Annotated in this window: 21 protein-coding genes and 1 pseudogene; 14 read left to right on the top strand and 8 right to left on the bottom strand. The window is 71.4% G+C overall.

Annotation, left to right across the window (positions count from 1 at the left end):
• The 5 genes from AC1DG4_RS19030 to AC1DG4_RS19010 all read left to right on the top strand — a co-directional run.
• Positions 1–618: glycosyltransferase (locus AC1DG4_RS19030; protein ID WP_477421417.1), on the top strand; the 618-nt coding region annotated here is incomplete at its 5' end.
• Positions 615–1,553, top strand: coding sequence for a glycosyltransferase family 2 protein (locus AC1DG4_RS19025; protein WP_477376220.1), 939 nt, complete (start codon positions 615–617; stop codon positions 1,551–1,553). The genes AC1DG4_RS19030 and AC1DG4_RS19025, both read left to right, overlap by 4 nt.
• Positions 1,546–3,810, top strand: coding sequence for a glycosyltransferase (locus AC1DG4_RS19020; RefSeq protein WP_477376222.1), 2,265 nt, complete (start codon positions 1,546–1,548; stop codon positions 3,808–3,810). Before AC1DG4_RS19025 ends, AC1DG4_RS19020 begins: the two co-directional genes overlap by 8 nt.
• The gene (locus AC1DG4_RS19015) at positions 3,804–5,621 is read left to right on the top strand and encodes an ABC transporter ATP-binding protein (protein ID WP_477421416.1); all 1,818 of its coding nucleotides are present in this window, start codon (positions 3,804–3,806) and stop codon (positions 5,619–5,621) included. The genes AC1DG4_RS19020 and AC1DG4_RS19015 overlap by 7 nt, the downstream gene beginning before the upstream one ends.
• Positions 5,618–6,721 (top strand): glycosyltransferase family 4 protein, encoded by a 1,104-nt coding sequence (locus AC1DG4_RS19010; protein WP_477376226.1) that lies wholly within the window; start codon positions 5,618–5,620, stop codon positions 6,719–6,721. Before AC1DG4_RS19015 ends, AC1DG4_RS19010 begins: the two co-directional genes overlap by 4 nt.
• 4 nt (positions 6,722–6,725) lie before the next feature.
• Here AC1DG4_RS19010 and AC1DG4_RS19005 read toward each other — a convergent pair whose 3' ends face one another.
• Genes AC1DG4_RS19005 through AC1DG4_RS18995 form a run of 3 tightly spaced genes read right to left on the bottom strand, consistent with a single transcriptional unit; the run spans position 6,726 to position 11,700 of the window.
• A complete protein-coding gene (locus tag AC1DG4_RS19005; RefSeq protein WP_477376228.1) occupies positions 6,726–7,652 on the bottom strand; it encodes a glycosyltransferase family 2 protein in 927 nt (308 codons plus the stop codon).
• Positions 7,649–8,485: an alpha-1,2-fucosyltransferase gene (locus AC1DG4_RS19000; RefSeq protein ID WP_477376230.1), complete on the bottom strand. Its 837-nt coding sequence runs from the start codon at positions 8,483–8,485 to the stop codon at positions 7,649–7,651. The genes AC1DG4_RS19005 and AC1DG4_RS19000 overlap by 4 nt, the downstream gene beginning before the upstream one ends.
• Positions 8,482–11,700, bottom strand: a complete 3,219-nt coding sequence (locus tag AC1DG4_RS18995; protein WP_477376232.1) for a glycosyltransferase — start codon at positions 11,698–11,700, stop codon at positions 8,482–8,484. Before AC1DG4_RS18995 ends, AC1DG4_RS19000 begins: the two co-directional genes overlap by 4 nt.
• Positions 11,701–11,835: 135 nt before the next feature.
• Between AC1DG4_RS18995 and AC1DG4_RS18990 the strand changes: the two genes are divergently transcribed.
• Together AC1DG4_RS18990 and AC1DG4_RS18985 are read left to right on the top strand one after the other, a co-directional pair.
• Entirely contained in the window at positions 11,836–12,717 is an 882-nt protein-coding gene (locus AC1DG4_RS18990; protein WP_477376234.1) for a glycosyltransferase family 2 protein, read from the top strand.
• 46 nt (positions 12,718–12,763) lie between these two features.
• Positions 12,764–13,653, top strand: a pseudogene (locus tag AC1DG4_RS18985) (IS5 family transposase).
• On the opposite strand, the gene AC1DG4_RS18980 reads toward AC1DG4_RS18985, so the two are convergent.
• Together AC1DG4_RS18980 and AC1DG4_RS18975 are read right to left on the bottom strand one after the other, a co-directional pair.
• Positions 13,650–14,033, bottom strand: a complete 384-nt coding sequence (locus tag AC1DG4_RS18980; protein WP_477376236.1) for a hypothetical protein — start codon at positions 14,031–14,033, stop codon at positions 13,650–13,652. The pseudogene AC1DG4_RS18985 and the gene AC1DG4_RS18980 overlap by 4 nt on opposite strands.
• A 293-nt stretch (positions 14,034–14,326) precedes the next feature.
• Positions 14,327–14,503, bottom strand: coding sequence for a hypothetical protein (locus AC1DG4_RS18975; RefSeq protein WP_477420183.1), 177 nt, complete (start codon positions 14,501–14,503; stop codon positions 14,327–14,329).
• Positions 14,504–14,602: 99 nt separating this feature from the next.
• On the opposite strand from AC1DG4_RS18975, the gene AC1DG4_RS18970 reads away from it, so the two are divergent.
• Positions 14,603–14,947, top strand: a complete 345-nt coding sequence (locus tag AC1DG4_RS18970; protein WP_477420184.1) for a hypothetical protein — start codon at positions 14,603–14,605, stop codon at positions 14,945–14,947.
• A 37-nt stretch (positions 14,948–14,984) separates the two neighbouring features.
• On the opposite strand, the gene AC1DG4_RS18965 is transcribed toward AC1DG4_RS18970, so the two are convergent.
• Positions 14,985–16,025 (bottom strand): glycosyltransferase, encoded by a 1,041-nt coding sequence (locus AC1DG4_RS18965; protein WP_477376242.1) that lies wholly within the window; start codon positions 16,023–16,025, stop codon positions 14,985–14,987.
• A 148-nt stretch (positions 16,026–16,173) separates the two neighbouring features.
• Between AC1DG4_RS18965 and AC1DG4_RS18960 the strand changes: the two genes are divergently transcribed.
• The 4 genes from AC1DG4_RS18960 (at position 16,174) to AC1DG4_RS18945 (ending at position 20,033) form a co-directional block, all read left to right on the top strand.
• Complete coding sequence (locus tag AC1DG4_RS18960; RefSeq protein WP_477376243.1) at positions 16,174–17,670, top strand: helix-turn-helix transcriptional regulator; 1,497 nt, start codon at positions 16,174–16,176, stop codon at positions 17,668–17,670.
• Between the two features lie 209 nt (positions 17,671–17,879).
• Complete coding sequence (locus tag AC1DG4_RS18955; protein WP_477376245.1) at positions 17,880–18,194, top strand: hypothetical protein; 315 nt, start codon at positions 17,880–17,882, stop codon at positions 18,192–18,194.
• Between the two features lie 164 nt (positions 18,195–18,358).
• On the top strand, positions 18,359–18,862 hold the full coding sequence (locus AC1DG4_RS18950; RefSeq protein WP_477376247.1) for a hypothetical protein: 504 nt from the start codon (positions 18,359–18,361) through the stop codon (positions 18,860–18,862).
• A gap of 118 nt (positions 18,863–18,980) precedes the next feature.
• Complete coding sequence (locus AC1DG4_RS18945) at positions 18,981–20,033, top strand: DUF418 domain-containing protein (protein WP_477376249.1); 1,053 nt, start codon at positions 18,981–18,983, stop codon at positions 20,031–20,033.
• Here the strand turns inward: AC1DG4_RS18945 and lepB are convergent.
• Complete coding sequence (gene lepB / locus AC1DG4_RS18940) at positions 20,011–20,724, bottom strand: signal peptidase I (RefSeq protein ID WP_477376251.1); 714 nt, start codon at positions 20,722–20,724, stop codon at positions 20,011–20,013. The two genes, AC1DG4_RS18945 and lepB, sit on opposite strands and share 23 nt — an antisense overlap.
• Before the next feature lie 154 nt (positions 20,725–20,878).
• Between lepB and AC1DG4_RS18935 the strand changes: the two genes are divergently transcribed.
• Positions 20,879–22,357, top strand: a complete 1,479-nt coding sequence (locus AC1DG4_RS18935) for a tyrosine-protein kinase domain-containing protein (RefSeq protein ID WP_477376252.1) — start codon at positions 20,879–20,881, stop codon at positions 22,355–22,357.
• Positions 22,354–23,442, top strand: coding sequence for a PqqD family protein (locus AC1DG4_RS18930; RefSeq protein ID WP_477376254.1), 1,089 nt, complete (start codon positions 22,354–22,356; stop codon positions 23,440–23,442). The genes AC1DG4_RS18935 and AC1DG4_RS18930 overlap by 4 nt, the downstream gene beginning before the upstream one ends.
• An 81-nt stretch (positions 23,443–23,523) precedes the next feature.
• On the opposite strand, the gene AC1DG4_RS18925 is transcribed toward AC1DG4_RS18930, so the two are convergent.
• On the bottom strand, positions 23,524–24,162 hold a 639-nt coding region (locus AC1DG4_RS18925; protein WP_477421415.1), incomplete at its 5' end, for a helix-turn-helix domain-containing protein.

Below are 24,162 nucleotides of genomic sequence, written 5' to 3'. Positions count from 1 at the left end.
GGGGCGGACCCGGCGCGCGTCGTCGTCGCGCCGCCGGGAGCGGCGATCCGCCCGCGCGCGGTGGCGGACCGCGGCGACACCACGACGTCCGCCGCCGCACCGCTGCGCGTGCTGGTCGTCGCGAGCGACTGGGAGCGCAAGGGCGGCGACCGGGCGCTCGCCGCAGTGGCGCAGGCGCGGGCGGCGGGAGCGGACATCGCGCTCACCGTGATCGGATCCGCGCCCGCTCTTCCCGACGACGTACGCGCGCCGGGGCGGCTCACCGCCGACGAGCTCTCCGCCGAATACGCGCGCGCCGACGTGCTGCTGGAGCTGGCGCGCGCGAACGCCGCCGGGGTCACCCTGACCGATGCGGCCGCCCACGGGCTGCCGGCGATCGCGACCGACGTCGGCGGCGTGCCGAGCATCGTGGCGGACGGGCGCAGCGGATGGCTCGTGCCCGACGACGCGGCGTGCTCCGCGGCGGGGGAGCTGCTGGCCGAGCTCGGCCGGGGCGCGTGGGGCGGCGTCTCGCGCACGACCGCCGCCTCCTGGTACGCCGAGGCGCTGGACTGGGCGCCCTGGGGCGAGCGGGTGGCCGCGCTCTGCGTGCGGGTGCGCGACGAGGCCGCACGATGACCGGGCCGCGCGCGAGCATCGTCGTCCCGACCCGGGGCGGCGCGACGCGCCTGCTGCATCTCGTCGAGGCCCTCCGTGCGCAGACGGAGACGTCGTGGGAGGCGATCGTCGTGATCGACGGCGATGTCGACGAATCCGCCGCGGTGATCGACCTGGCGGCGGGGGAACTGCCCGTGCGCGCGCTCGTGCTGCCGGAGAACCGGGGCAGATCCGCCGCGCTGAACGCGGGCTTCGCCGAGGCGCGCGGCGAGGTCCTCATCCGGTGCGACGACGACCTCCGCCCCGGATCCGACTACGTGGCCGCGCACCTCGCCCGGCACGCCGGGGCGCCGTGCGGTGTCGTGGGGCTGTATCGCAACGTGTTCCCGCCGACCCCCTACGCGCGCGTCTACGGGGCTCCTCGCGACGAGCGGTTCCGCGCCGAGGCCTACGCCGCGCCCGCCGACCGCCGCTGGAGGTACTGGGCCGGCAATGTTTCGGTGACCCGGGAGGAGTTCGACAGGGTCGGCGGGTACGACCCCGCGTTCCGGGCCTACGGCTGGGAGGACGTGGACTGGGGATTCCGGCTGCACGCGGCCGGAGTTCCCGTGGTGCTCGCGCCCGAGCTGGAGACGCCGCACCACGTGGCCGCCACGACGACCGAGGGCCGCGTGCGCCGCGCTTTCCACGCCGGCGCCGCACGGCGGGCCTTCGAGACGAAGCACGGATCCGCCGCCCTCGGGTCCCCACTACCGGCGCGCGGGACGTGGGGGCGGCTCGTGGACCGCACGGCCGCCCGCGATGGACGCGCCGAGCTCGAGGCGAGGGCGCGCCGCGCGGACCGCGTCCTGAGTCGGATGCCGCGCTGGGCTGCCGAGAAGCGCGTCGCCTGGCTCGTCGAGGCTGCAGGACTGTCCGGGCAGCGGCGTCCCGATGAGGTGGTGAACGATGTCTGACGTCACCCGCGTGCTGGTGGTGTGCGACCTCATCGCCCCGGGTGGCGGTCCTGCCGGCTACACCTGGAACCTGCGTCAGGCGCTGACCGCCCTCGCGCCACCCGATCTGGACTTCCGGTTCTCCGGGATCCTGACCGAGCAGCGCAACCGGGCGACCGGCGAGCGGCCGGCCCGCCGGACCCGTCGCCGCGCGGATCCGCGCGCCGCGCTGGGAAGGCTGCGGCATCGGGTGGGCGTCGCCCTCAAAGGCGGGGTCGAGGATCCGCTGCGCGACGAGATCGCCGGTGCCGACCTCGTGATCCTCCAGGGGTATCAGGACGCGCGGAGGGCAAGGCTCGCCCGCGGCAGCGGCGTGGAGGTCTGGTACATGCCGCACAGCCCCACCATCGCGGCCGACGAGTACGCCGCGATGCACCCGCACGAGAACGGGATCCGCAGCGCTCTGACCCGCCGGCGCATGATCCGGGTCGAACGGGAGCTCTTCCGCGCGGCCGACGCCGTGGTGTTCCCCACCGCGAGCGCAGGGACCGCCTACGTCGAAGCGTTCGGAGAGATCCTCGCCGGGACGGCGGTGCATCACATCCTCTCGGGCGTTCCCAAGCCCCGCCTCGCGCCGGGGGAACCCGAGGCCGTCGCCGCCTCGGACGAGGATCCCGGGATCCTGTTCGTCGGCCGCTACGTCGCCGACAAGGGCTACGACCGCTTCCTCGCGGCCGCGGAGGCGCTGCACGCCGAGAACCCGGCGCTGCGCTTCAGCACGCTCGGGGCCGGACCGGCCCGGCGATCGTCGCCCGCGGTGCGAGACCTCGGCTGGAGGGACGACCCCGTCCCGGTCATCGCCGCCGCACGGATGCTCGTGGTGCCGAATCGCGTCGCGTACTTCGATCTGCTGCCGCTCGAGGCCGCGGCGCTCGGCCGGGGACTGGTCTTCACCGCCGTCGGCGGCGGGATCGATCAGCACCGGCTGCTGCCGGACTCCGTGCTCTGTGCTCCCGGCGACGTGCTCGGCGGTATTCGCCGAGCGCTGTCCCGCCTGGAGGAGGACCCGGACTGGGGCGCCGGCAACGTTCGCGCGTACGAGCGCACGCTCACGGCCGACGCGATGGCGCAGCGCTGGATCGCCCAGGTGCGGGAGTGGCGGGCGAGCTCGCGGAGCACGACGCCGACCGCTCTCTGGGTCGTGCCCGTCGCAGAGATCGGCGGCGTCGCCAGACACGTGCTCGACGCGACCAGAGTCGGAGTCCCCGGGTGGACGGTCACCGTGCTGTGCCCTGAGGGACCGCTCGCCGAACGCCTGCGGGAGCAGGGAACACCAGTGATCGCGGGACCCTTCGGCCCGGCTGCCGGCGCGGTCGCCTCCGGGCGCACCCTGCGCGCGGCGGTCCGCCGGACGCGGCCCGTCCTGGTGCACTCGCATCTCGCCTTCGCCGACATCGTCGTCGCCGGCACGCCGTTGCCGCGCGGGGTGCGGCGGATCACGACAGAGCACGGGATCGCCGACGTCGACAGCGTCTACCACCGCTCCTCGATCCAGGCCAGGGGCATGGCGATCGTGCACCGGATCCGCCTGCGGCGCTTCGACGCCGCGATCGCGGTCGCCGAGGCGACCCGTGCCGCGATGCGCGCGAAGTGGCACGCGAGCGGGTCGATCGCGGTGATCCCGAACGGCGTGGAGATACCCGCCCCTGCCGCGCCGAGGAAGCAGGGCGGCGCTCCGCGCATCCTGACGCTGTCCCGACTCGCCCCCGAGAAGCGGATCGACGCCCTCATCGACGCGTTCGCCGCGCTGCACGCGGAACAGCCGGGGGCGACCCTCACCGTGGCGGGCGAGGGCCCGCTGCAGGCCGAGCTCGAGGCCCAGGCGGCTCGGCTCGGCGTCGCCGTGGCCTTCCCCGGATTCGTGGATCCGGCCTCCGCCATGGCTGAGGCGGACGTCATCGCACAGCTCTCGATCTGGGAGAACTGCTCGTACACCCTGCTCGACGCGGTCGCGCAGGGCCTCGGCGTCGTGGCGTCCGCTGCGGGAGGCAACGGCGAGATCGTCGGGGCGGAACCACTCGTGGATCCCGATGACCTCCCGGCCGTCGTCGCCGCGCTCCTCGACGCCCCCCGCGTCCCCTACGATCGACTGAACTCGACGGACGAGATGACTGCTGCCGTCGCGGAGGTCTATCGCGGGGTCACGGGCTTCGGGCGGAGCGCGGAGGCCGTGCCGAGGGTGAAGCCGAGTGCCGGGAAGGGGGAGGGCCCATGCTGATCGTGTTCGATCGCACGGTGCGCCAGGGCCTCGCCGCGCTCCTGCGCCTTTCCGGCATGCGGCCGGCGCCGTGGGTCGCGCTGGCCGCGGTGCTGATGCTGGCGCAGACCGCGTTGGGCACGATCCCCGTCGCGGCGATGGTGCCTCTCATGGAGCTGATCGCACAGGGGCACAGTAATGCCGGCGTCGTGCAGTGGGTCGCGGATCTGCTCGGATCGGGACGGCCGGAGCGGCTGATCCCCGCGTTCGCGGTTCTGATCGCCCTGCTGTTCCTGGTGTGCAGCGGGCTGTCGGTGCTCCTGGTGTGGTGGCAGGCGGGCCGCTCTGCCCGGCTCGCCGTCGCGGCGAACACGGCCATGCTGCGCGCCTACAGCCTCGAGCCCTATGTCTCGCACCGGCGCCGCTCCGACGCCGAGATCCTGCGCAACATCGGCGGCACCGCGACCGTGGGCGCCGCCCTGACCTGCGTGCTCACGATCTACACGAGCGCCCTCACCCTGGTCGCGATCAGCGCAGTACTGCTCGCCGTGTCGCCAGTGGTCACGGTGCTCACGGTCGCCCTGTTCGGCGGCACCATGGCGATCATGCAGCGCTCGCTGCAACCGGCGCAGCGGCGCACGGGGGAGGCGTCGACCGCCGCGAACCTGCGCGGCTGGGCGACGCTGATCCCGCTCGTGCACGGCTTCCGCGAGGTGCGCCTCTCCGCATCCGGAGCGCGACTGCTCGGCCGCTACGAGCAGTCGCAGAAGGACCTCGCCGGAGCGAACCGGATGCTCACCACGCTGGGCGCCGTGCCCTCTGCGGTGTCCCAGGTGCTCTTCGCGCTCTCGATCGCGGTGGTCTCTGCGGCCCTGTTCACGACCGGATCCGCGGCCAGCACGATCGGCACACTCGGCCTGTTCGGCGCCGCGGCGATGCGTGCGCTGCCCACGATGAACCTCATGGCGCAGAACGTGGGGGCCGTGCGCGGCGCCGAGGCCAGCATGCGGATCCTCACCGAGGCGATCGAGGACCTGACCAGCGCCGATCCGCACGTCGAGGAGCCCATCACGGCGGAACCCCTGCGCGGGGACATCACTCTGCGCGGCGTGGAGTTCGCCTATCCCGATTCGCCCGATGCGGTGGTGCGGGCGATCGATCTGGTCATCCCGGAGCACACCACCACGGCGTTCGTCGGATCCAGCGGGGCCGGCAAGTCGACGCTGATCGATCTGATCCTGGGACTGCTCGCGCCGACGGCGGGACTGATCGAATGCGGCGGGGTGCCGATCCTCGAGGACCCGGCGCGCTGGTACGCCGGGATCGGGGTGGTGCCGCAGGACGTGTTCCTGCTCAACGACACCGTGGAGGCGAACGTCGCGTTCGGCGTGGCCGCCGAGAGGATCGACCGGGAGCAGGTCGATCGGGCGTTGCGGCTGGCACGACTGGACGGGCTGGTCGCCGAGCTGCCCGAGGGGCTGCAGACGACGATCGGCGAGCGCGKGACGCGCCTGTCCGGCGGTCAACGGCAGCGGCTGGGACTGGCCAGGGCCCTGTACCGGTCGCCGCGCGTGCTCGTGCTCGACGAGGCCACTTCTGCGCTGGACAACGAGACCGAGTCGCAGATCGCGGGCTCGCTCGCGGCGATGCACGGCGAGCTGACGATCATCATCGTCGCGCACCGGCTGTCGACCGTGCGGGACGTGGACAAGCTCGTCTTCCTCGGAGACGGCCGGATCCAGGCGGAGGGCACGTTCGCGCAGGTGCGCGACACCGTTCCCGCCTTCGCGCGGATGGTCGAGCTGGGCGAGCTGGGGGCCGAGCGCTCGTGAGCGCCTCCGGGAGCCGCGAGCTGCGCGTTCTCGGCCTGTTCGACCAGGCTGGAATGCGTCGCGGCCAGCACCGGGAGCCGGGGGGCGAGCGGCCCGCGGGCCCGTATCGCGTGGACCTGCTCGCCGCGCACGGGATCGACCTCATCACGGTGCCTCCGGCGCGGGCCGCCCTGCACCGCAAGCTGCGCGATGTGGCCGAGCACCGCAGCGGCGTCCCGCAGGACCTGGCTCTGCGCGGCGCCCGGCACGCCTTCCGTGCGGATGCGGTGCTGTGTCTGCTCGAGGACAAGGCGGTGCTGCCGGCCGCGCTGCGGCGCCGTCGCATCCCGCCCTATGCGCGTGCTCCGATCGTGGCGGTGTCGTGCTGGTGGGCGGAGGAGCTGGTGCACGGCTCTGACGCGCTGCGGCAGCGGATCGCACGCACGGCCCGCGCGCTGGATGCGATCGTGGTGTTCTCCCGCAACCAGGCAGAGGCGTTCGCGCGGATCGGTGTCGCGGACAAGGTCGTGGCCGTTCCGTTCGGGGTGGACGAGACCTGGTACACGCCCTCGGAGCCGGTGCGTCCGCGAATGCAGGTGGCCGCGATGGGCATCGATCGCGGGCGCGACTATCTCACGCTCGTCGAGGCCGCCCGGCTCACCCCCGAGATCCGCTATGACCTGTTCACCCAGACCGAGCGCTTCGCGGAGATCCCGCTCCCGCCGAACGTCGCCGTGCACGATCCGGTGCCGATGCCGGCGCACCGCGACAACCTGCGCGCCGCCGACCTCGTCGTCGTGCCCACGCACGACCTGGCCTATCCGACGGGGCAGAGCGTGCTGCTCGAGGCGATGGCCTGCGGCCGGTGCACGGCCGTCACCAGGACGGCCGCGATGGCGGAGTACCTCGACGACGGGCGCAGCAACCTGGCCCTGCCGCTGCACGATCCGGAGGGCGTGGCGCGCGTGGTGCGCCGTGCCATCGCCGACCCGGGGCTGCGGCAGCGCGTCGGCGATGCGGCACGCGCCGAGGTCGAGACCGCGCTCACGTTCGATCGCACCTGGGCACGTGTCGCCGACGTGCTGCGAGACGTCGCGGGCAGAGGCGTCCTGCCGCGCTGAGGGCTCAGCCTGCCGCCGGGCCGGCGAAGTCCGACCGCGCGAGCAGCGCCGGGGCGGCGTCGTGGCCGAGGTGCACGTAGGTCCACCAGCCGGCGAGGTTGCCGAACGCGTTGACCACCCAGGCCAGGTGACGGCTCCTGCGGTGCGGTCCAGGACGCACCATCCGGTACGGCAGAGCGACGAGCCTGCTGCCGAGCAGCCGCAGGCAACCGGCGAGAGTGAACGGTCGATAGGCGGCCGGGTGGCGCAGCGCGATGAGCACCCTGCCCTGGGCGATCAGATATTGCTTGCGCACCGCGGCGGATCTCGACGACAGGGTGAAGTTCATCACCGCCCCGCCGCAGTATCCGATCGGGAACCCCTGTTCCTGGGCGCGCCAGGAGAGGTCCACGTCTTCGTAGCCGTACCGCGGAAGCGACTCGTCGTAGCCGCCGATCGCGATGAAGCAGGCACGCGTGACCGCGAGGTTCGCGTTGCCGGCGTGCGGCAGGTAATGCGTGGCGACGAGCGCATCGGGGAAGACGCCGGGCTGTTCGACGCCTTCGGCCGTGCGTGCCGCGATCCGCCCGCCGGCGATCCCGTCCTGGTCGAGGCAGCCGGTCAGTGCCGAGAGCCAGAACGGATCCGCCTCGTCGTCGGCGTCGCAGTACGCCAGGATCCGGCCGCGGGAGGCGAGGGCGCCGCGATTGCGGGCATACGGGATGTGCGCCCGGTCTGCGGCGGAGACGAGACGGGCCGGTACGGCGGGCCGTCCGGGATCGTTCAGCCAGGCCTCGACGACCTTCGCGGTTGCGTCGGTCGAGCCGTTGTCGACCACGAGGATCTCGAACGACGGCGCGTCCTGCTGCGCGTCGAGGGCGTGGAGCTGGCGCAGGATCGTGGCGGCCCCGTTGCGCACGCACAGGATCACCGACACCTCTGGCGCGCTCACGGCCCGATCACCTGCCATGCGGGGTCGAACCGCTTCCGGTCGGGCACGCCGTCGTCGATGAGGTGATACGGCGGCGCGAGCACGACAGTGTCCTGGTGCAGCGTCATGGCGACGTGCGCGCCCCAGAACGAGAACGTCGAGTTGGCGAGGACGAGGGTGCGGGCCGCCGCGAGCGCGGCGAAGTCGTCGAGGGCGGAGGCGCGGTGCGCGAGAGGGCGCAACGGCAGGTCCACGACAGCGGGCAGATGCCGCAGGCACCAGGGGACGTCATCGGACACGATCACGATCTCGTCGGTCGGGACCCCCTGTTCGCGCAGCTCGCGCAGGGACGCACCGACGTAGCCTTCGATATCGAGGGCGTAGGCGGCCTGCAGGAAGTCGTGGGCGTAGTAGTCGCCCCGGCGCACGTTGACGACGACGGCACCCGGCCCGAGCTCGTCCTCCGCCTGCGAGAGGCGCTCGCGGAACGACGGCGATGACGTCACCAGTGCCCGGCAGAACCGTTCCACCTCGGCGCGGGTGAAGTGCTGCCCGAACATGTCCTCGTGCGAGCCCCGGAAGTCGGCGAACAGGCGCGGCGCGTCGGCGAGAGGCATCGTCAGCCCGTCCAGAAGGGGGAACTCCGCGAGCCACGGATCCATGCTCGGCTGGTGCTGCACGCGCGCGGGAGATCCGCGCCGATCGTTCCGGTAGGCCCACAGCCAGTCGTAGAAGTGGTTGCCGGCACCGGTGAGCGGGGACGTGAGCTGCACACGGGGCGCGCCGAGGAGGCGCCCGAACGGCACGAGCGCGCGTGCCCTCAGCGTGGCCCGCATGCGGGCGGCGCCGGTCATGCGCTCCTCCGGGAGGGGGAGGGGCTCGTCGTCGCGCGTGCGGGCAGCCCGGCTCCGAGCCGTGGACGGGGGAGCAGCCGGAGGTAGCGATAGCGCACGGTGCCGGAGAACACGCCCCAGACGAACAGGGCGCGGCCGGCGAGACCGGGCCAGTCCCGTTCGGCGCGCGGACGTGAGGGCATGCGCACGGCCGCGCCGGCGAGGCGCAGCGCGAGCGCGGGCCAGGGGGGATCCGCGACCTCCGCCTGCACGCCGTATCTGGTCGCGATCAGCACCTTCGCCTGCGCCATTCGCACCTGGCGGACGGCGATCTCGGAGCCCTGTGCGCGCAGCCGATAGGCGAGGCGGGTGTCCTTGGCGAAGGCGACCTCTATCCCGCGGCGGCGGGCACGGTAGCCGAGGTCGAGGTCCTCGAACGAGGACGGCAGCGACTGGTCGAACCCTCCGAGGTCGAGGAAGAGGGACCGGGCGATGCCGAAGTTGCCGCCCTGCAGCATCGGGAACGGGGTATCGGTGCGCGGTCGGGGCGCATGCCACGGGGCGCCGTCGCCCTCGTCGAGCACGTCGCGCACGGCCTCGACGCCGGCTGCGAACAGATCGGCCGCGGCCGGCACGACCCATCCGCTCCACAGCCGGGTCGACGCGAAGTTCCGGTACCCGTGGTCGACCCAGTGCGCGGAGACCACATCGTCGGCGTCGCAGAACATCAGCAGATCGGACAGTGCGTGCGCGGCGCCGACGTTGCGTGCGAACGAGGCTCCCCGCTCCGTCGCCGACACGAGCCGCAGGGGAGCGCGACCAAGGACCGTGGCGCGCACGATGGCTGCCGTGTCGTCGGTCGACGCGTTGTCGACCACGATCACTTCGAAGGGCGGCGCATCGATCTGCGTGTCCAGCGCCGCGAGCTGCTGCCCGATCGTTGCGGCTCCGTTGAACACCGGAATGATCACGCTGACGACGGGCGCGTCCTGCGCCTCCTCGGCATCGGTGGCGGCGGCGGAGGCCGCCGCCAGCAGTTCCGGGGAGATCGTCTGCGCCTCAGGGAGCCTTCCGAGCAGCCGGTAGCGCACGTGTCCGTCCAGGGTGCCCCACGCCCACCCGAGCGCACGCGCCGCGTTGTCGCGCTGGTCGGATCGGAACAGCTCCGGCACGTGGCGCCATGCCCGGAACACGCCGCCGAACGCCCCGCGGCCGGACAGCGCGTCGAGCTCTGCGCCGTCGCGGTGGCGGATCCACAGCAGCACCCTCGTCCTGGCCGAGTGGTAGTACTGCCGCGCGCGACCGCGCAGCGTCGACCTCTGGCGATACGAGACGACCGCGGTCGGCGCATACGCGAGCGTCCCGCCGGCGTGCTGCAGACGCCAGCTGAAATCGACCTCGTCATGACCGCGGCGGAAGCTCTCGTCGAAACCGCCGATGCCGAGCGCGACCGATCTGCGCACCCCGAGGTTCGCACCCGTCGCGTAGGGCAGGTGCCCGAGCACAGAACCCAGTGCGGGGGACTCGTCCGCGGTGGCCGGGCGGCCTCCGCGGTCCTCGACGTGGACGAGCCTGCCTCCGACGAGATCGGCCGAGGCGAGTGCCTGCACCATCTCACGCGCCCAGCCATCGCGCACCTCGTCGTCGTGGTCGCACAGCAGCACGGCCTCGGTGCGCGCGGCGAGCAGTCCCGCGTTGCGCGCGTGGTTCACGCCGACCCTGGCGCCGGCGTCGATCACGCGCAGATCGGCGAAGTCGCCTCGGTAGGCCAGAGCCACCTGAGCCGTGCGGTCGCGGGACCCGTTGTCCGCGATCACGACCTCGAGCCCTCCGGCGATGTCCTGGCGCGACAGCGCGGCGAGCTGCCGCGCGATACCGTGCTCGCCGTCGCGCACGGGGATGACGACCGTCGCGAACGGGCGATCCGCGGATCCTGCGGCCGAGGTCGTCTCGGCGCGTGCGAGGGGCTCGGCCCCGCACGAGCCCGTGAGCCCGTAGAGACCGGCGACCCGGCGGGCGAAACCTTGCTCGGAGTAGGTCTCGGCCGCCCACGTCCGCCAGGCCCCCGCGGCCCGGCGGGCATCGGCCGGATCCCGAAGTGCCTCGACCAGCGCGTCCGCGAACCCGGCGGCGGTCTCCTGCGCCTCCGGGACGTGCTCGGCATCGCCGATCCCCTCGAACGCGACCGCGGTGCCCACCACCGGAACGCCGCGCACCAGCGCCTCGACCACCTTGAACTTCACGCCCGCTCCCACCCAGAGCGGGGCGACGACTGCCGCGGCGCTCGCGTACAACGCATCCAGGTCGTCGACGAACCCGAGCATCCGGAAGCCCGGCGTCGCCCCGTACTCGGCGCGCTGGGCGTCGGTCGCCCGCCCGGCGACCCGCAGCTCGGCATCGGGCACCCTTGCCCGCACGAGCGGCCACACCTGGTCGGCGAACCACTGCAGCGCCTCCCGGTTCTCCCCGCGGTGCATCGGCCCCACGAACAGCGCGAACGGCGGTGCGTCGCCCGGCACGCCCGCCGCTGCGGAGGGCGCCGCCGCGGCGAGCGGCGGGAGCACCACCTCGACCCGCTCCGACCGCGGCAGCAGCGCACGATCCTTCTCGCTGAACACGATGGTCGCGTCCGCGAGCGCGACGGTGCGCGCTTCGATCCGCCGGGCGAGGGCCGTCGAGGCCCCGAAGCGCACCCTGGCGCGCCATGATTCGCTCCGCCGCCTCTGCCGCCGCAGCCCCTGGCTTGCGACGTCGTGCAGCGTCGCGATCCGCCGGGCGCCTGGAGCGTCGCGGCGCAGCGCGGGGAGCAGGGCCGTCATCGTCGGCCACTGCACGTCGAGCACATCCGCCGACGCCAGGGCTGCCCTGGCGTCGGGATCACGGCGGATCGCGGCCAGGAACCCGCGCGGAGCGCGGATCGGCGCGAGGCGACGAGCGATGCTCTCCACCGCGCCGCGCAGGCGTCCCATCGGCGCCGCCGGCGGCAGCAGGATCACTCCGTATCCGTCGGCTTCTGCGCGCGCCCGGCGTCCGTTGCGCGAATCCTGGACGATCGCGGTGACCGATGCCCCGCCGTCGCGCAGCTCGCGCACGAGCCTCATCAGATAGGCGGCCCCGGCGTTGTCCGCCTGCAGCGTCGGCGCCTCCTGCGCGACGATCACGATCCGCGGCTCGCCCGGCGCCTCACCTCGCGACGGCGAGCGCGCTCCGTGCCGGTGATCGCTGCGGGTGCGCACGCTCACAGCATAGTGAGCGCCCCGACGACGGGTTCCGGAGCCGCAGCCGGCAGGATCCGCACGGCATCCGAGTGGGACGACGGCGGAATCGTCGCCGATACGATGTCAGCACCGCAGGAGGGAAAGGGGCGGCGCATGACGGTGGATCCGACGGCGCGCGTGGCCGTCGTCATCCCTGTGTTCGATTCCGGCACGACCCTGCCCGAGACCCTGGAATCCGTGTTCGCCCAGACCCACCCGGCTCTGGAAATTGTGGTCGTCGACGACGGCTCCACGGATCCCCTCACACTGCGCGTGCTCGATGCGCTCCGCGAAGACGGCAGGGTGCGGGTCATCCGGCAGGACAACGCCGGCCCATCGGCCGCGCGCAATGCGGGCATCTCCGCGAGCAGCGCCCCCTACTTCATGCCCGTCGACAGCGACGACCGGATCGCTCCCCGCTACATCGCCGAGGCCGTCGAGGTGCTCGAGGAACGCCTCGACGTCCCGCTCGTCTATGCCAGAGCGGAGCTGTTCGGGCGGTACTCCGGCCCGTGGCTGCTCCCCGACTTCGACTGGGCAGGGTTCCTGATCCACAATCAGATCTTCCCCTCCGCGCTGTTCCGGCGTACGGACTGGGCGGCGATCGGCGGGTACGACGAGTCGATGCGCCGAGGTCGCGAAGACCACGATTTCGTGATGCGGGTGCTGGCGCGCGGCGGCGAGCCGTATCGCCTCGACGCCGTGCGGTTCTCCTACCGCATCGGCGCCGACGGCTCCTCGGTCAACTCGAGCATGGATCGTGAGGACCTGATCGCCGCGCATTCGCAGATCTTCCGCAACAGCTCCCAGGCGTACGCGGACCACGCGGAGGACCTGTTCCGCTTCATCTTCGATCAGCACGACCAGATCGCGGATCTGCGCTTCCGGTACGCGACGCTGGAGCGTCTGCGCATTCGATTCCCGCGCATCGTGTCGGCCGGGAAGCGGGTGCGCGACGGCGTGCGCAGGATCGGGCGCGGACGGCGCAAGACTTAGGGCGTGTCTGAAAAAGGTTGGGCGCGCTGGCTGAGAGCCTCGTTTCGTGTCGCGGTTCCAAGTGCTCTCGGATGCCCATTGGTCGTTGATCGAGGAGATGCTGCCGCGTCCGACGAGCCAGCCCGGACGTAAGTTCTCGAACGCACGGCTGATGGTCGAGGCGATCATCTACCGGTATCGATGTGGGATCGCCTGGCGGGACCTGCCCGAGGCGTTCGGGCCGTGGCAGACGGTGGACCTGGCATCACAGGATGGCCACCGACGGGACCTGGGATCGAGTGCTCGCGAAGGTCACCGCCGCGGCAGACGCCGCCGGGATGATCGACTGGTCGCTGTCGGTGGACTCCACGATCGCGTGCGCATCAGCACGCGACGAACACGACTCGCCTCACAGGGGGCTGGGTCGAATTACACGAATCCGAGGTTGGAGCCGCTGACCACGGCATCGGGCGTTCCCGCGGCGGTCTGTCGACGAAGATCCACCAGCTCGTCGACGGCAACGGGCTGCCACTAGTGACGCTGATCAGTCCGGGCCAGGCGTGCAACTCGCTGATGTTCCTGCCTCTGATGGCGCAGCTGCGGGTCGGGCGCGACAAGGGTCGGCCGCGGACCCGCCCGGACACGGTCCGCGGCGACAAGGCGTACTCGTCTCGAGCGATCCGTGCGCACCTGCGCAGCCGCGGGATCAAGGCGGTGGTCCCCGAGCCCGACGATCGGAGGGGCTACCGCAAGAGGTGTAGGTCACGCGGCGGCAGGCCGGTCGGGCTCGACACCGCCGACTACAAGAACCGGAACGTGATCGAGCGCCGCTTCCGCGACATCAAGCAGTGGCGCGCCCTCGCAACCCGCTGCGACAAGCACGCGATCATCTACCGCGCAGCCGTCGTCCTTAACGCCGTCATCGCCTGGACCCGACGGTTGGTGACCGCCCTTTAGGTGTTGGCGCCTGTGGCGGCGACGCGCAATTCCGTCCCTGTGCGTACAAGGACGAGCCCATCGGCCTTGAGCTCTTCGGGTACCGTATCGGCCTGTTCTTTCGTGACGATGCACACGGGTCCACCGATTGGCATGATCGCCCAGTCGCCGGCGACCGCGGCGTCGAAGATCACATTCCAGGCCAGGTCGCCCTCGATGTGGTTGAACATCAATCCGTCCAACGGCACGTCACTCGCCCCGTACACCGCTGCTGAGCCATCAGCAGTCACAACTTTCTCGCCGCGTGCGTCGAGCAAGGGTCCCAATACGCGCTGTCCAACCGATTGGCTGCGATCCGCATGGACATCCGAGAAGTCCTGAAGGAAGACATCAAAGCTCACGGTGTCATCCTCGCCGAAGTCGACTCACAATGGCGGCAACCTTTCTCAGACACGCCCTAGGCGGGGCGCCCGATGGCCCACCCCGTGCACGGACTTGCGGGCTCTCCGGTTCCCCGGCGCTGACGCTCGCAGCAGCTGCCGAACAACAGCTCCGCGTTCGCACGCGGAGTGCCTAGCCCGAACACCGGCACGAACGGCTACCACGGGCTCGGCAACGTGCCGGGCCTGTGGTGGGAGTGGCCCGACGGGACCTACTCGAGCACCATCCAGGACGTGCCTGCGAACTACGTCACCTACACGCGCACCTGGGCTGTCACGGTCACTCCAGGGAGTCCCGTGAACATCTCGGGCACCGTACAGGCCAACTTCGGCAGCAACTCCATGCCCGCGTCCAGGCCTGCCGGCCTGCTCGTGCAGACGAGCCTCGACGGCATCACCTGGACGTCGTACTCGACCGCCTCCTTCGTCACGCGGTCAGGTATGGGCGCCGTGGGCACCACCGCCCTTCCCATCAGCAACGGCAGCGGAAATTCGACCACCTGCGTCCCGGCGGGGCCGACGCAGATCACGTGGGGTCACTCCGCGTGGAACTCTGGTCGCAGGCCAGCGTCACGGCCGGAACCTTCGACGGATGGCCGGAGTTCCTGAACCTGCACACCGGCGTACAGACGGGACCGGCCGTGCAGGGGATCAACTTCTCCGATCAGATGACCTACGTGCTCACGGTCGTCCCGCCGACCTCGACCATCTACGTGCGCTACGTCAACTTCATCGCCCCGTTGACCGGCGGCACACGGAGCGTGACCGTGAACGGCCAGACCATCCAGCGCACGAGCGATGATGTCGGCGTCACCGACCCGTTCATCTCGTGTGCGGCCGCGGGGACACTCCCCAGCGTGGGTCAGACCTGCTGACCGGTCATGCGAAGGGCCTCCGACCGGGAGCGACCGATCAGGCGCCGGCGCGTGCGCTCTCTGCGACCTCGACCAGGTGCGCCACCCGGCGGGCGGCGACGGACTCGAACGGCTCGAACCCGTTGAGGGCGCGCGTGCGCACGGCGTCGAGTTGCTCGGGACCCACGGATCGGATCCGATCCGCGAGGGCCTTCGCGTCCCGCTCCGCCCAGCCCAGCCCCTCGGCGGCCAGTCGGGGCCAGGTGGCGTTCTGCGCGCCGACCACGGGCACGCCGCAGCCGAGCGCTTCGTAGTACGTCCCGGAGGGATCGCCCTGCGGATGCGGGAGGAGGGCGAGATCGACCTCCTCCCGCATCCGGGACTTCCAGGCCTCGAAGTCGAGGAACCCCTCGAACCGCACGTTCGAGGGCGCCTCGAGCTGCAGGTCCTCGCGCAGTTCTCCGTCGCCGAGCAGGAGGAACTCGACCTCCGGGAGCAGCCGGGCGACCTCGAGGACCGTTCCGGGGCCCTTCACGGCCGTCAGCCGTCCGGAGAACGCGACGCGCAGAGGGCGCTCACCGCGCCACGTCGGCCGTTCCTTCGCGGCGGCGAGATCGGCGCGGCGGATCCGGTGGTCTCGGAAGAGGAGCGGTCGCTGGTTCAGCGCGGCGTACGCGTCCCAGGCGGCGTAGCCGTTGCACTGCAGCCCCGCGGCCTTGCGGGCGACGTCTCGGTAGACGCGTTCGCGGCGCAGCTGGCCGAGGGCGATCCGCGCGCGGTCGATCGCGCCTTCGGCCGTGAGGTGCTGCTGCTCGAGGCGGATCCGGCGGTCGAACTCGGCTGTGAAGACGGTGGGGGCGACCTCCGTCAGCCACGCGAACTCTGGACGGTGCAGCGCGAGCACGACATCCGGGGCGAGGGCTCGCACGGCTGCGGCGGAAGGCGCGGGCTCGGCGATGACACGCACGCGCTCAGGGACTGCGACACCGGCCTCCGGGGCCACGGCCACGACATCGCCCTGCCACGTCGCCGCGAACTCGGAGAGCCCCTCGACGGCCTTCGCGTCGAGCGGGCCGGGGGAGACGTAGACCAGGCGCACGCGACCATCGTCACACGCAGGAGCGTTGTGCGCGACAGGATCCTGCGCGGCGAACGCCGGCGCCCCCCGTGCCTCGGGCGACAGATCGGCATGCCGTAGGTATGCTCGGCGTCACGGCCCCCGCGGGCCGTGAACGGGGTGAGGGGCAGTGCGAGACATCGCCGGGCGAGCCACGGCGGCCTGGCTCTCCGGTGATGCGGACGAGCTGATCCGCCTGATGGCCACGCGCTCGATCGAGCTGTGGTTCACCGTGCCCCCGGAGGATCTCGGGCGGATGATCTCGGATCTTCCGCCCGATCGCCTGCGACTCAGCCCCGAGGCCCTTCTCGCCTCGCGATTGCTCGCACCAGGGGTGTTGCAGGACCCGTCGGCGTTCTCCGTCGGGCGGCGAGAGGATCTGGCCCCGCATCTGCGTCGCTGGACGGCCCTGGTGGAGGGCTGGCAGGCACGGCGCGGCGGAGATCTCGAGACCGCGTACGAGGGGCTGATCGGACTGCCGGAGATCACGGAGTCGGATCCGACGTTGGTGGATCCCACCCGCGGCGTACGCAGTCTGTTCCTGAACCAGGCGGCGCTCACCGCCGCCCTGTCCGGACGCTTCCGGGAGGCTCTCGCGCTGTACCAGCGGGCGCTCCGCGTGCAGCCGATCACTGATCTGACCTTCCTCTCCCGCGAAGCCCACCTCCGCTCCGCCCTGATCCACGGGATCTACGGGACGCCCGACGCCGCCGCAGCCCACCTCACGGAGGCGCAGCGCCTGGAGCGGTCCCGGAGCTGGGTCGAGCCGGGACTGGACGCGGAGCAGCGCTTCGTCGAGGCCTTCCTCGGAGAGGGGGAGCCGGGGCGCTCCTTCGCCGAGATGCTCCAGCTCACGTACGGGCGGTTGGGTGAGATCTGGCCGCTGCAACTCCTCGCCCTGCACCGTGCCGGAGTGCTCGCGGAGCGCAGGGCCGACTGCAGAGAGCGCATCGAGGCCCTGCTCTTCGCCGGTCTGGGAACGGGATCATCGGGCCTGCCGGGCTCGGTCCCGCAATCGCTGCTCGCCCTCGATTCGCTGCTGAGCGGCAACATCCCGAGGGCGCGGGAGGAGGCCCGTGCGGCGACGGACCGCAGCTGGCCGTCCCGGGTCGTGCTCAACCTCATCCGGATCGCCTCCGGCGCGACCAAGACCGCCATCACCGACCTGAACGCCGCCGCGTCGCAGACCACGGGCCTGCGTCAGGCCGATCGTCAGCGCACGATGCTCCTCGCCCTGGCGCAGCACCGCAGCGGCAACGCCCTCGCCGCCTCGGCGGCCGTCGAGCGCATGAGCCTGCTCAACCTGGAGTCGGGACAGCACGAGGTCGCGGTGCTCCGCATGCTCTCCCCTCGTCTGCTCGGCACCCTCGGCGAACTCGTCCCCGGACTTCTCGCCCGCGGCGGAGCGGTCGCGCGTCCTGGCATTCTGGACGATCCCCGTCTCACGACGCACGAACTCGACGTGCTGGCGGGCCTCGCACGCGGGGAGACCAGAGAGCAGATCGCGTCGGCGCTGTTCCGGTCGGTGAACACGGTGAAGACGCATCAGCGATCCCTGTACCGCAAGCTCGGGGTCGCCTCGGGGCGCGAGGCCGTGCTGCGCGCCACCGCGCTCGGCTACCTCTGATCGCGCCACCCGACTCGTGCAGACCCGCCCTGAGGGGTGATGCCGGGGGTGATTTCGACGCGGCTGAAGAAGGCTCCCAGCTTTTCACCGTTGAATGAGGAGGTCGAGGCTACCCGAAGCCGTCGGCGATCATGATCCGCCGTGGGCTTCCGAGCCCTGCGACGGAGCCCCTGGGGAGGGGATCTGCAGAGGGGAAGTGCGCGTTGCTGATGAACGCGGAAGACTGTGCTCGGCGTGCGATCCTGCCGGACGGCGGGGACGAGGGCGGGGAAGCGCCGCACGTCCTGGGTGCTGATGCCATCGCTCGGGAACCCGATGCCGAGGACCAGTCGGGGATCGTCGTACCGGACGGATCCGAGTCCGGATGGCCGTCCGAGGACGAAGATCTCGAGAGCGTCCGACCTGTCGTGCTGGGCGCCGCGTGGCGGCTGCCCGTGGTCCTCCTGGCGATGGACGGTCCCGAGGAGGCCGGCCTCGACCTGCAGTTCGATCCCGAGACGGGAGAGGCGCTCACCGAGGAGTGAGCAGTCGATATATCACATTTCGCGCGAATCGTCACATCGCCCTTTATCCGGCGCGTTGCCTGTGCGATAATCCTCGTGTACGACGGAGCCTCCCGGGTCCGCCGTGCTCGCCCGCCGTCTTCTGGGGATTCGGGTGATGGGACAACCCGGAGGAGCGACTTATCATGTCTGAACTCGAACAGCCGAAGGGCGTCAGCCGCCGTACGGTGACCAAGGCCATGGCCTGGGCGGTGCCGGCGGTTGCGCTGGCCGCCCCGATCCCTGCGTTCGCGGTGTCGGGACCACCGCCGCAGATCAACGCGGGCACGGCCTGCAAATCGCCGGGCAACAGCTGCTCGTCGTTCGTCAAGGGCTACAACGTTCCCGCGACGGTCTACAACCCGGATCCGACGAAGACCATCTGGATCACGGCGATCACGATCACGAACAACACGACCGGCATCAGCCTCGCGCCGTCGACGTTCCCGGCTCTGCCGATCCAGATCAACCCGGGTGCGACGATCAACGTCGTGTTCCAGGCGCAGTCGAGCAACAGCGCGAACGTCACCGGATCGTTCGACTTCAACATCACCTGGGGCCACGCGGCCAACGGATCCGATCACGACCACTCGCCGATCCCGGTGCACATCGTGATCAACGGCACGCCTCCGGGATGCGTGTGCCCCTGATCATCGATCAGCCGTGACGAACGGGGTGGAGGCAGCGCGGCCGGCGCTGCCTCCACCCCGTTCTCCCTTCTCTGCGCGGCTCAGGATGCGATAGCTTTCTGGCGACGAGAGGAGCCGGATGGCTGTCGCGCGCACGGAGAGGCTGATCGTCCCGGATGTGCTCCGGGGCGTCGCGATCGTCGCGATGCTGATCGCGCACGCGAACCCCCTCCTTCCACAGCTGCCGATGGCGGTGCGCTTCGTGATCGGCAATGTGAACGATCTCGCCTCGCCGCTGTTCGCGCTGGTCATGGGCATGTCGGCGCAGCTCGTATGGAACACGTCCCGACGGGTGAGCGCGACGCTGCTCCAACAGGCGCTCCGCGGGATCGTGCTCATCGCACTGGGCCTGTGGATGCTGACCTGGGGATCCTGGGTCGTGATCGTGCTGCCCGCCCTCGGGATGCTCCTGATCGTCGGCGCCCCGCTGGTGCTGCTCGGATCGCGTGCGCTGGCGGTCGTGCTCGGAATCGTCGTCCTGATCGGCGCTCCGCTCAATGAGCTCGCCCGTGGGCAGGTCGCTCAGATCCTCTCCTCGAACATCGTCGTGCAGCAGCTGGCCGATTGGACGGTGCTGGGACACTCCTACCGGCTCACGAACCTGCTCCCGTTCTTCCTGCTCGGCGCCCTCCTGCTGCGGAGCGGACTGCGTCGCGACCGCACGATGTGGATCATGCTCGCCATCGCGCCCTTCGCCTATGCGGTGCGTCCTGTTCTGGAGAAGGGACTGCACCAGCCGGCCGCCCTCTCCGGGAGCTACCCCGACACGCTGCACGACGTCGGTCTCGTGTTCGTCGCCTACGCGGCGATCGTGCTGCTCGCGAGCCTTCCGCGGCGCGGCCCGGTGGTGGACGGGGTGTTCGCACCCCTGCGCGTCTGGGGGCAGCTGGCGCTCAGCCTCTATCTGCTCCACGTGTGGATCGTGTCGCTCTGGGCGACGTCGGTCGGCTGGCCGACCGCGAACATGCCGATCGCCTGGGCGAGCGTGGTGCTCGTGCCGCTCGCGGTCGCCTGGCTCTGGTGGCGCTTCGTCGGCACCGGGCCGGTCGAGTGGCTGATGGGCGCGGTCTCCGGCCGGCCCAAGGCGCTGCTCGTGCGTCGTCGGGCGGTTACAGCCCGGACCACCGGTTGAACGGCCACAGGATCACCACGGCCTTCCCGACGATCTCCTCCGAGTGCGCCCATCGCCAGCAGCCCGGATCGGGATCGGTGCGCCCGCGGCATTGCGCCGCGCCGTCCGAGGAGTTCGAGCGGTGGTCGCCCATCACGAGGTAGGAGTCCGCAGGAACGGTCACCTCGGGCAGGCAGCGCGGCGACACCGGCGTCGTCGTGCAGTCGAGCGTTCCGGGCTGGAACGAGAAGTCCTGGAACACGTAGGGCTCGTCCAGTGGTTTGCCGTCGACGATGAGCCTGCCGTCCGCGGAGCAGCATCTCACCGTCTGCCCAGGGCCGGCGATCACGCGCTTGATGAGGGTGTGCGGGCCCGACGGCCCGAATCCCGTGACCTCTCCGATCCAGCGCAGCGCCGCGGTGAGCGGATTCGCGGGGGTGCGCGCGCCGCCGTCCCACGCCTCACCCGCGTCGAAGACCACGACGTCGCCGGTGTGCGGTGTCGCGCCGCCTGTGAACGCGAGGCGGTTCACCAGCACGCGATCGCCGACCTGCAGCGTCTGCTCCATGGATCCGGACGGCACCCAGTAGGGCTTGGCGACGAAAGACAGGATGAGCCCGAACACGACGAACGCCGCGCACAGCTGGAACAGGAAGCTGCCCGTGATCCGGCGCCAGAGCGGGCGGCGGGAGACGGGAGCGTCATCGGTCATGGGTCCATCATGCCCGCTCGCGGGCCGGATGCCCCACACGCCAGAGCGGGTGGTCGTTCGCGCCTTGTCGCGGCAGGGATCGTGTGTCCGGTAGCATCGAGAAGCCGTTGACTGTCGCCCTCGCAGGGTGAGCCGAGCGAGGGGGACCACCCGTATGGATCTGCGTGAGTATCTTCGGGTGTTCCGTGCGCACTGGCTCGGGATGGTCCTCATCACGCTCCTCGGCGTCGCGGTCGCCTTCGGCTGGACCCTTCTGCAGCCGAAGGTCTACACCGCCGACGCCTCTGCGATCGTGCAGGCGAACACCGCGGGCGACGCGGGCGACAGCAATCTCAGCTCCGCGATGCTCGGGAATTCGCTGACTTCCGGGCGGGTCAAGACTTACGTCGCGCTCGGTCAGTCGCGCGCCGTGGCGGACGGCGTGATCAAGGACCTGGGCCTGGATGTCTCCGCCGACCAGCTCGTCAAGCAGGTCACGGTCACCAACACCGTCGACACGACGACGCTCAAGGTCACGGCCGACGCGGGGACGCCGGAGAAGGCGCGCGACGTCGCAGAGGCATGGGTCCGCTCGATGGGGGCGGAGGTCAACCGCCTCGAGACGTCAGACCCTGCGAAGAAGGGCGCGGTCTTCCTCAGCCCGATCGACTCGGCGCGGCTTCCGGATTCCCCGTCGTCCCCGAACACGAAGCTCGCGCTCGCCCTCGGCGGGCTGGTCGGCCTGGCGATCGCCGTCGGCTACGGCCTGCTGCGCTACACCCTCGACCGCCGGATCCGCTCGGTCGAGCAGGTCGAGCGCGAGACCGGCAAGCCGGTCGTCGGCACGATCCCCGAAGAGAAGACCTTCACCGCCGACAACCGCCTGCTGCCCTTCGACGGCGGCACCAGCAGCTCGAGCGAGGGTGCCCATCTGTTCGGCATCGGCGAGGCCATGCGCGAGCTGCGCACGAACCTGCAGTACATGGACGTCGACAACCCGCCGCGCATCATCGTGGTCACGAGCCCGCTGCCCGGTGACGGCAAGTCGACGATCTCCTCGAACCTCGCCGTCACGCTCGCATCCAGCGGTCAGCCGGTCGTTCTCATCGACGGCGACCTGCGCCGCCCGATGATCGACACGGTCTTCGGCCTGCCCCGCGGGGCCGGCATCTCCGACGTGCTGGCCGGCCGCGCCACGATCGCCGAGGTGGCGCAGCGCTTCGGCAACGGCCAGCTGCTCGTCGTCACGGCGGGCAAGGTTCCGCCGAACCCGAGCGAGGTCCTCGGATCCGCCCGCATGCGCGAGCTGCTGAAGTCGATCGCCCGCGAAGCCATCGTCATCATCGACGCACCGCCCCTCATCCCGGTCACCGACGCCGCCGTGCTGGCGCACAGCGCCGACGGCGCAGTCATCGTGGGCACGGTCGGCAAGACCACCTACGAGGTGCTGGGGAAGGCGATCGGCAACCTGGAGCGCGCCGGAGCCCGTGCGCTCGGCCTCGTGCTGAACCGGGTGCCGCGACGCGGCAGCGGTGCCGCCTACTACGGCTACCAGTACCACGGCGAGTACTACCGCGGCGACGACCAGGAGCTGCCGACAGGCGCTGTGCGCGGCGACAAGCCCCGGCGTCGAGGAGACGCGGAGGCGGCGTGACCGCGTCCGAGGCGAGTGCGACGTCCGGCGACGTGCGCACACCCCTCGACGTGAGCGCCCTCGGCGCTCGCATCCGCCTGACCTTCGCCGACGACCTGGACGACACGACCATCGAGGCCATCCGCGCCTCCTGGGAGGGCGCTGAGCTGCCGTACGACGAGACGGCCGAGCCCGACGACCACGTGCGCGTCGACGCCGAGCTCGAGCCCGATGCGCTTGCGGAGTCCCTCACGGTGCGGGTCACGCTCGCCGCGCTGGGACAGCGCAGCGGCGAGCTGCTCATGTTCCACGCCTGCGGCGTCGCGGATCCGGCCGGACGGGTCGCCGCTTTCGTCGGGCCGTCGGGACGCGGCAAGACGACGCTCAGCCGCGCTCTCGGGGCGCAGCACGGCTACATCTCGGACGAGACGATCGCGGTGGAACCCGAGCTCGCGGTGCACCCGTACCGCAAGCCGCTCTCGGTGGTGCGGGCGGGCAAGCCGAAGCAGCAGGTCTCCCCGGATTCCGCAGGCCTGAGGCCGGCGCCGGACGCGCCCCTGCGGCTCGCCGCGCTGGTGCTCATCTCGCGCGATGCGGAGCACCCCGCGCCGAGCATCGAGCAGGTCGCCTTCCCCGAGGCGATCGCGGAGCTCGCCCCGCAGATGAGCTACCTGGCCGAGCTGCCTCGTCCGCTGCAGACGCTCGCCGCCGTGTGCGACCGCATCGGCGGCGTCGTGCGGCTGACGTATCCGGACGCGTCCACCGTGCCCCAGGTCGTGCCGGAGCTGCTCGATCACGCCCGCGTGCACGAGGAATGGGAGCCCGCGACCGTCCACGGCGAGCACCCCGCGTTCGACCTCTCGCCGGTCTCCGACGCCATCCGGTGCGACGACCGCGTGGTCGTGCTGGCCCACCGATGGGTGCACGTGCTCGACGGCATCGCGCCCGTGATCTGGGACGCACTGCGCGCGGGCCGCAGCGTCGAGGAGATCGTGGACGACGTCGTGGCCGCGTTCGGCAGGCCGGCGTCGGGGGATCCGCGGGTGCTGGTCGTGGCCGCCATCGACCAGCTGGTCGAATCCGGGATTGTGAACCGGAAGCCCTGAGACCGCGTCACCGCGTTCTGACCTCGGGGTCCAGGACTCTGCTCGCACCCCGCTCGGCGGTCGGAGCCGCCGAGCGGCTGCTCAGTGCGCGGGACGGATCATGGTCGGGGACGGCAGGCCTTCGGCACGCAGGGCGCGGCGCAGCTGCAACGCGCTGGAGAAGCCCGAGTGCGCCGCGATCTCCTCGATCGTGAGCACCGCGTAGTCGGGATTTCGCAGCAGGGACTCGGCGAACTCGATGCGCAGATGACGCAGAGCATCACCGGGCGTCGTGCCGATCTTGGCGAACGCGCGCTGCAGGTGCCGCAGAGACACGTGCAGCTCCGTCGCGAGCTCCGCGATCGTGAACCGGGGATCCTCTCGGTGCACCAGCATCGCCGAGCGCGCGCGATCCACCAGCGGAGCCTGCCCGCGTTCGGGCAGCTCGGAGGAGTAGAGCTCCAGCAGTGCGCCGAACACCATCTCGGCGAGCAGCCGCTCGATCGCGTACCGGGAGACGGACGAGGTGTCCTCCACGTTGCGGGCGAGCGCGAGCGTGAACGCGCGGAAGGCGAGGACCATCGGCGTCGGCTCGAGCGCGAGCGCTCGCAACGGCGCATCGTGGATGAAGTCCCGCAGCGTCTCAACGGGCACCCAGACGCCGACCACCTCGTTCGCGGCGCCCCACTCGATGCTCGTGCCCGTCTGCGGTGGCATGAACTGCCCGATCGGCAGCGGGGA

It is taken from the genome of Microbacterium sp. 05N427, from assembly GCF_056397105.1.
The sequence above is the reverse complement of the archived record's forward strand: the minus strand, read 5'-3'. Positions and strand labels throughout refer to the sequence as shown.

Coding starts and splice junctions, on each gene's coding strand:
- AC1DG4_RS19025 (WP_477376220.1), top strand. CDS start 615: ATGACCGGGCCGCGCGCGAGCATCGTCGTCCCGACCCGGGGCGGCGCG.
- AC1DG4_RS19020 (WP_477376222.1), top strand. CDS start 1,546: ATGTCTGACGTCACCCGCGTGCTGGTGGTGTGCGACCTCATCGCCCCG.
- AC1DG4_RS19000 (WP_477376230.1), bottom strand. CDS start 8,485: ATGACCGGCGCCGCCCGCATGCGGGCCACGCTGAGGGCACGCGCGCTC.
- AC1DG4_RS18990 (WP_477376234.1), top strand. CDS start 11,836: ATGACGGTGGATCCGACGGCGCGCGTGGCCGTCGTCATCCCTGTGTTC.
- AC1DG4_RS18955 (WP_477376245.1), top strand. CDS start 17,880: ATGAACGCGGAAGACTGTGCTCGGCGTGCGATCCTGCCGGACGGCGGG.
- AC1DG4_RS18950 (WP_477376247.1), top strand. CDS start 18,359: ATGTCTGAACTCGAACAGCCGAAGGGCGTCAGCCGCCGTACGGTGACC.
- AC1DG4_RS18945 (WP_477376249.1), top strand. CDS start 18,981: ATGGCTGTCGCGCGCACGGAGAGGCTGATCGTCCCGGATGTGCTCCGG.
- lepB (WP_477376251.1), bottom strand. CDS start 20,724: ATGACCGATGACGCTCCCGTCTCCCGCCGCCCGCTCTGGCGCCGGATC.
- AC1DG4_RS18935 (WP_477376252.1), top strand. CDS start 20,879: ATGGATCTGCGTGAGTATCTTCGGGTGTTCCGTGCGCACTGGCTCGGG.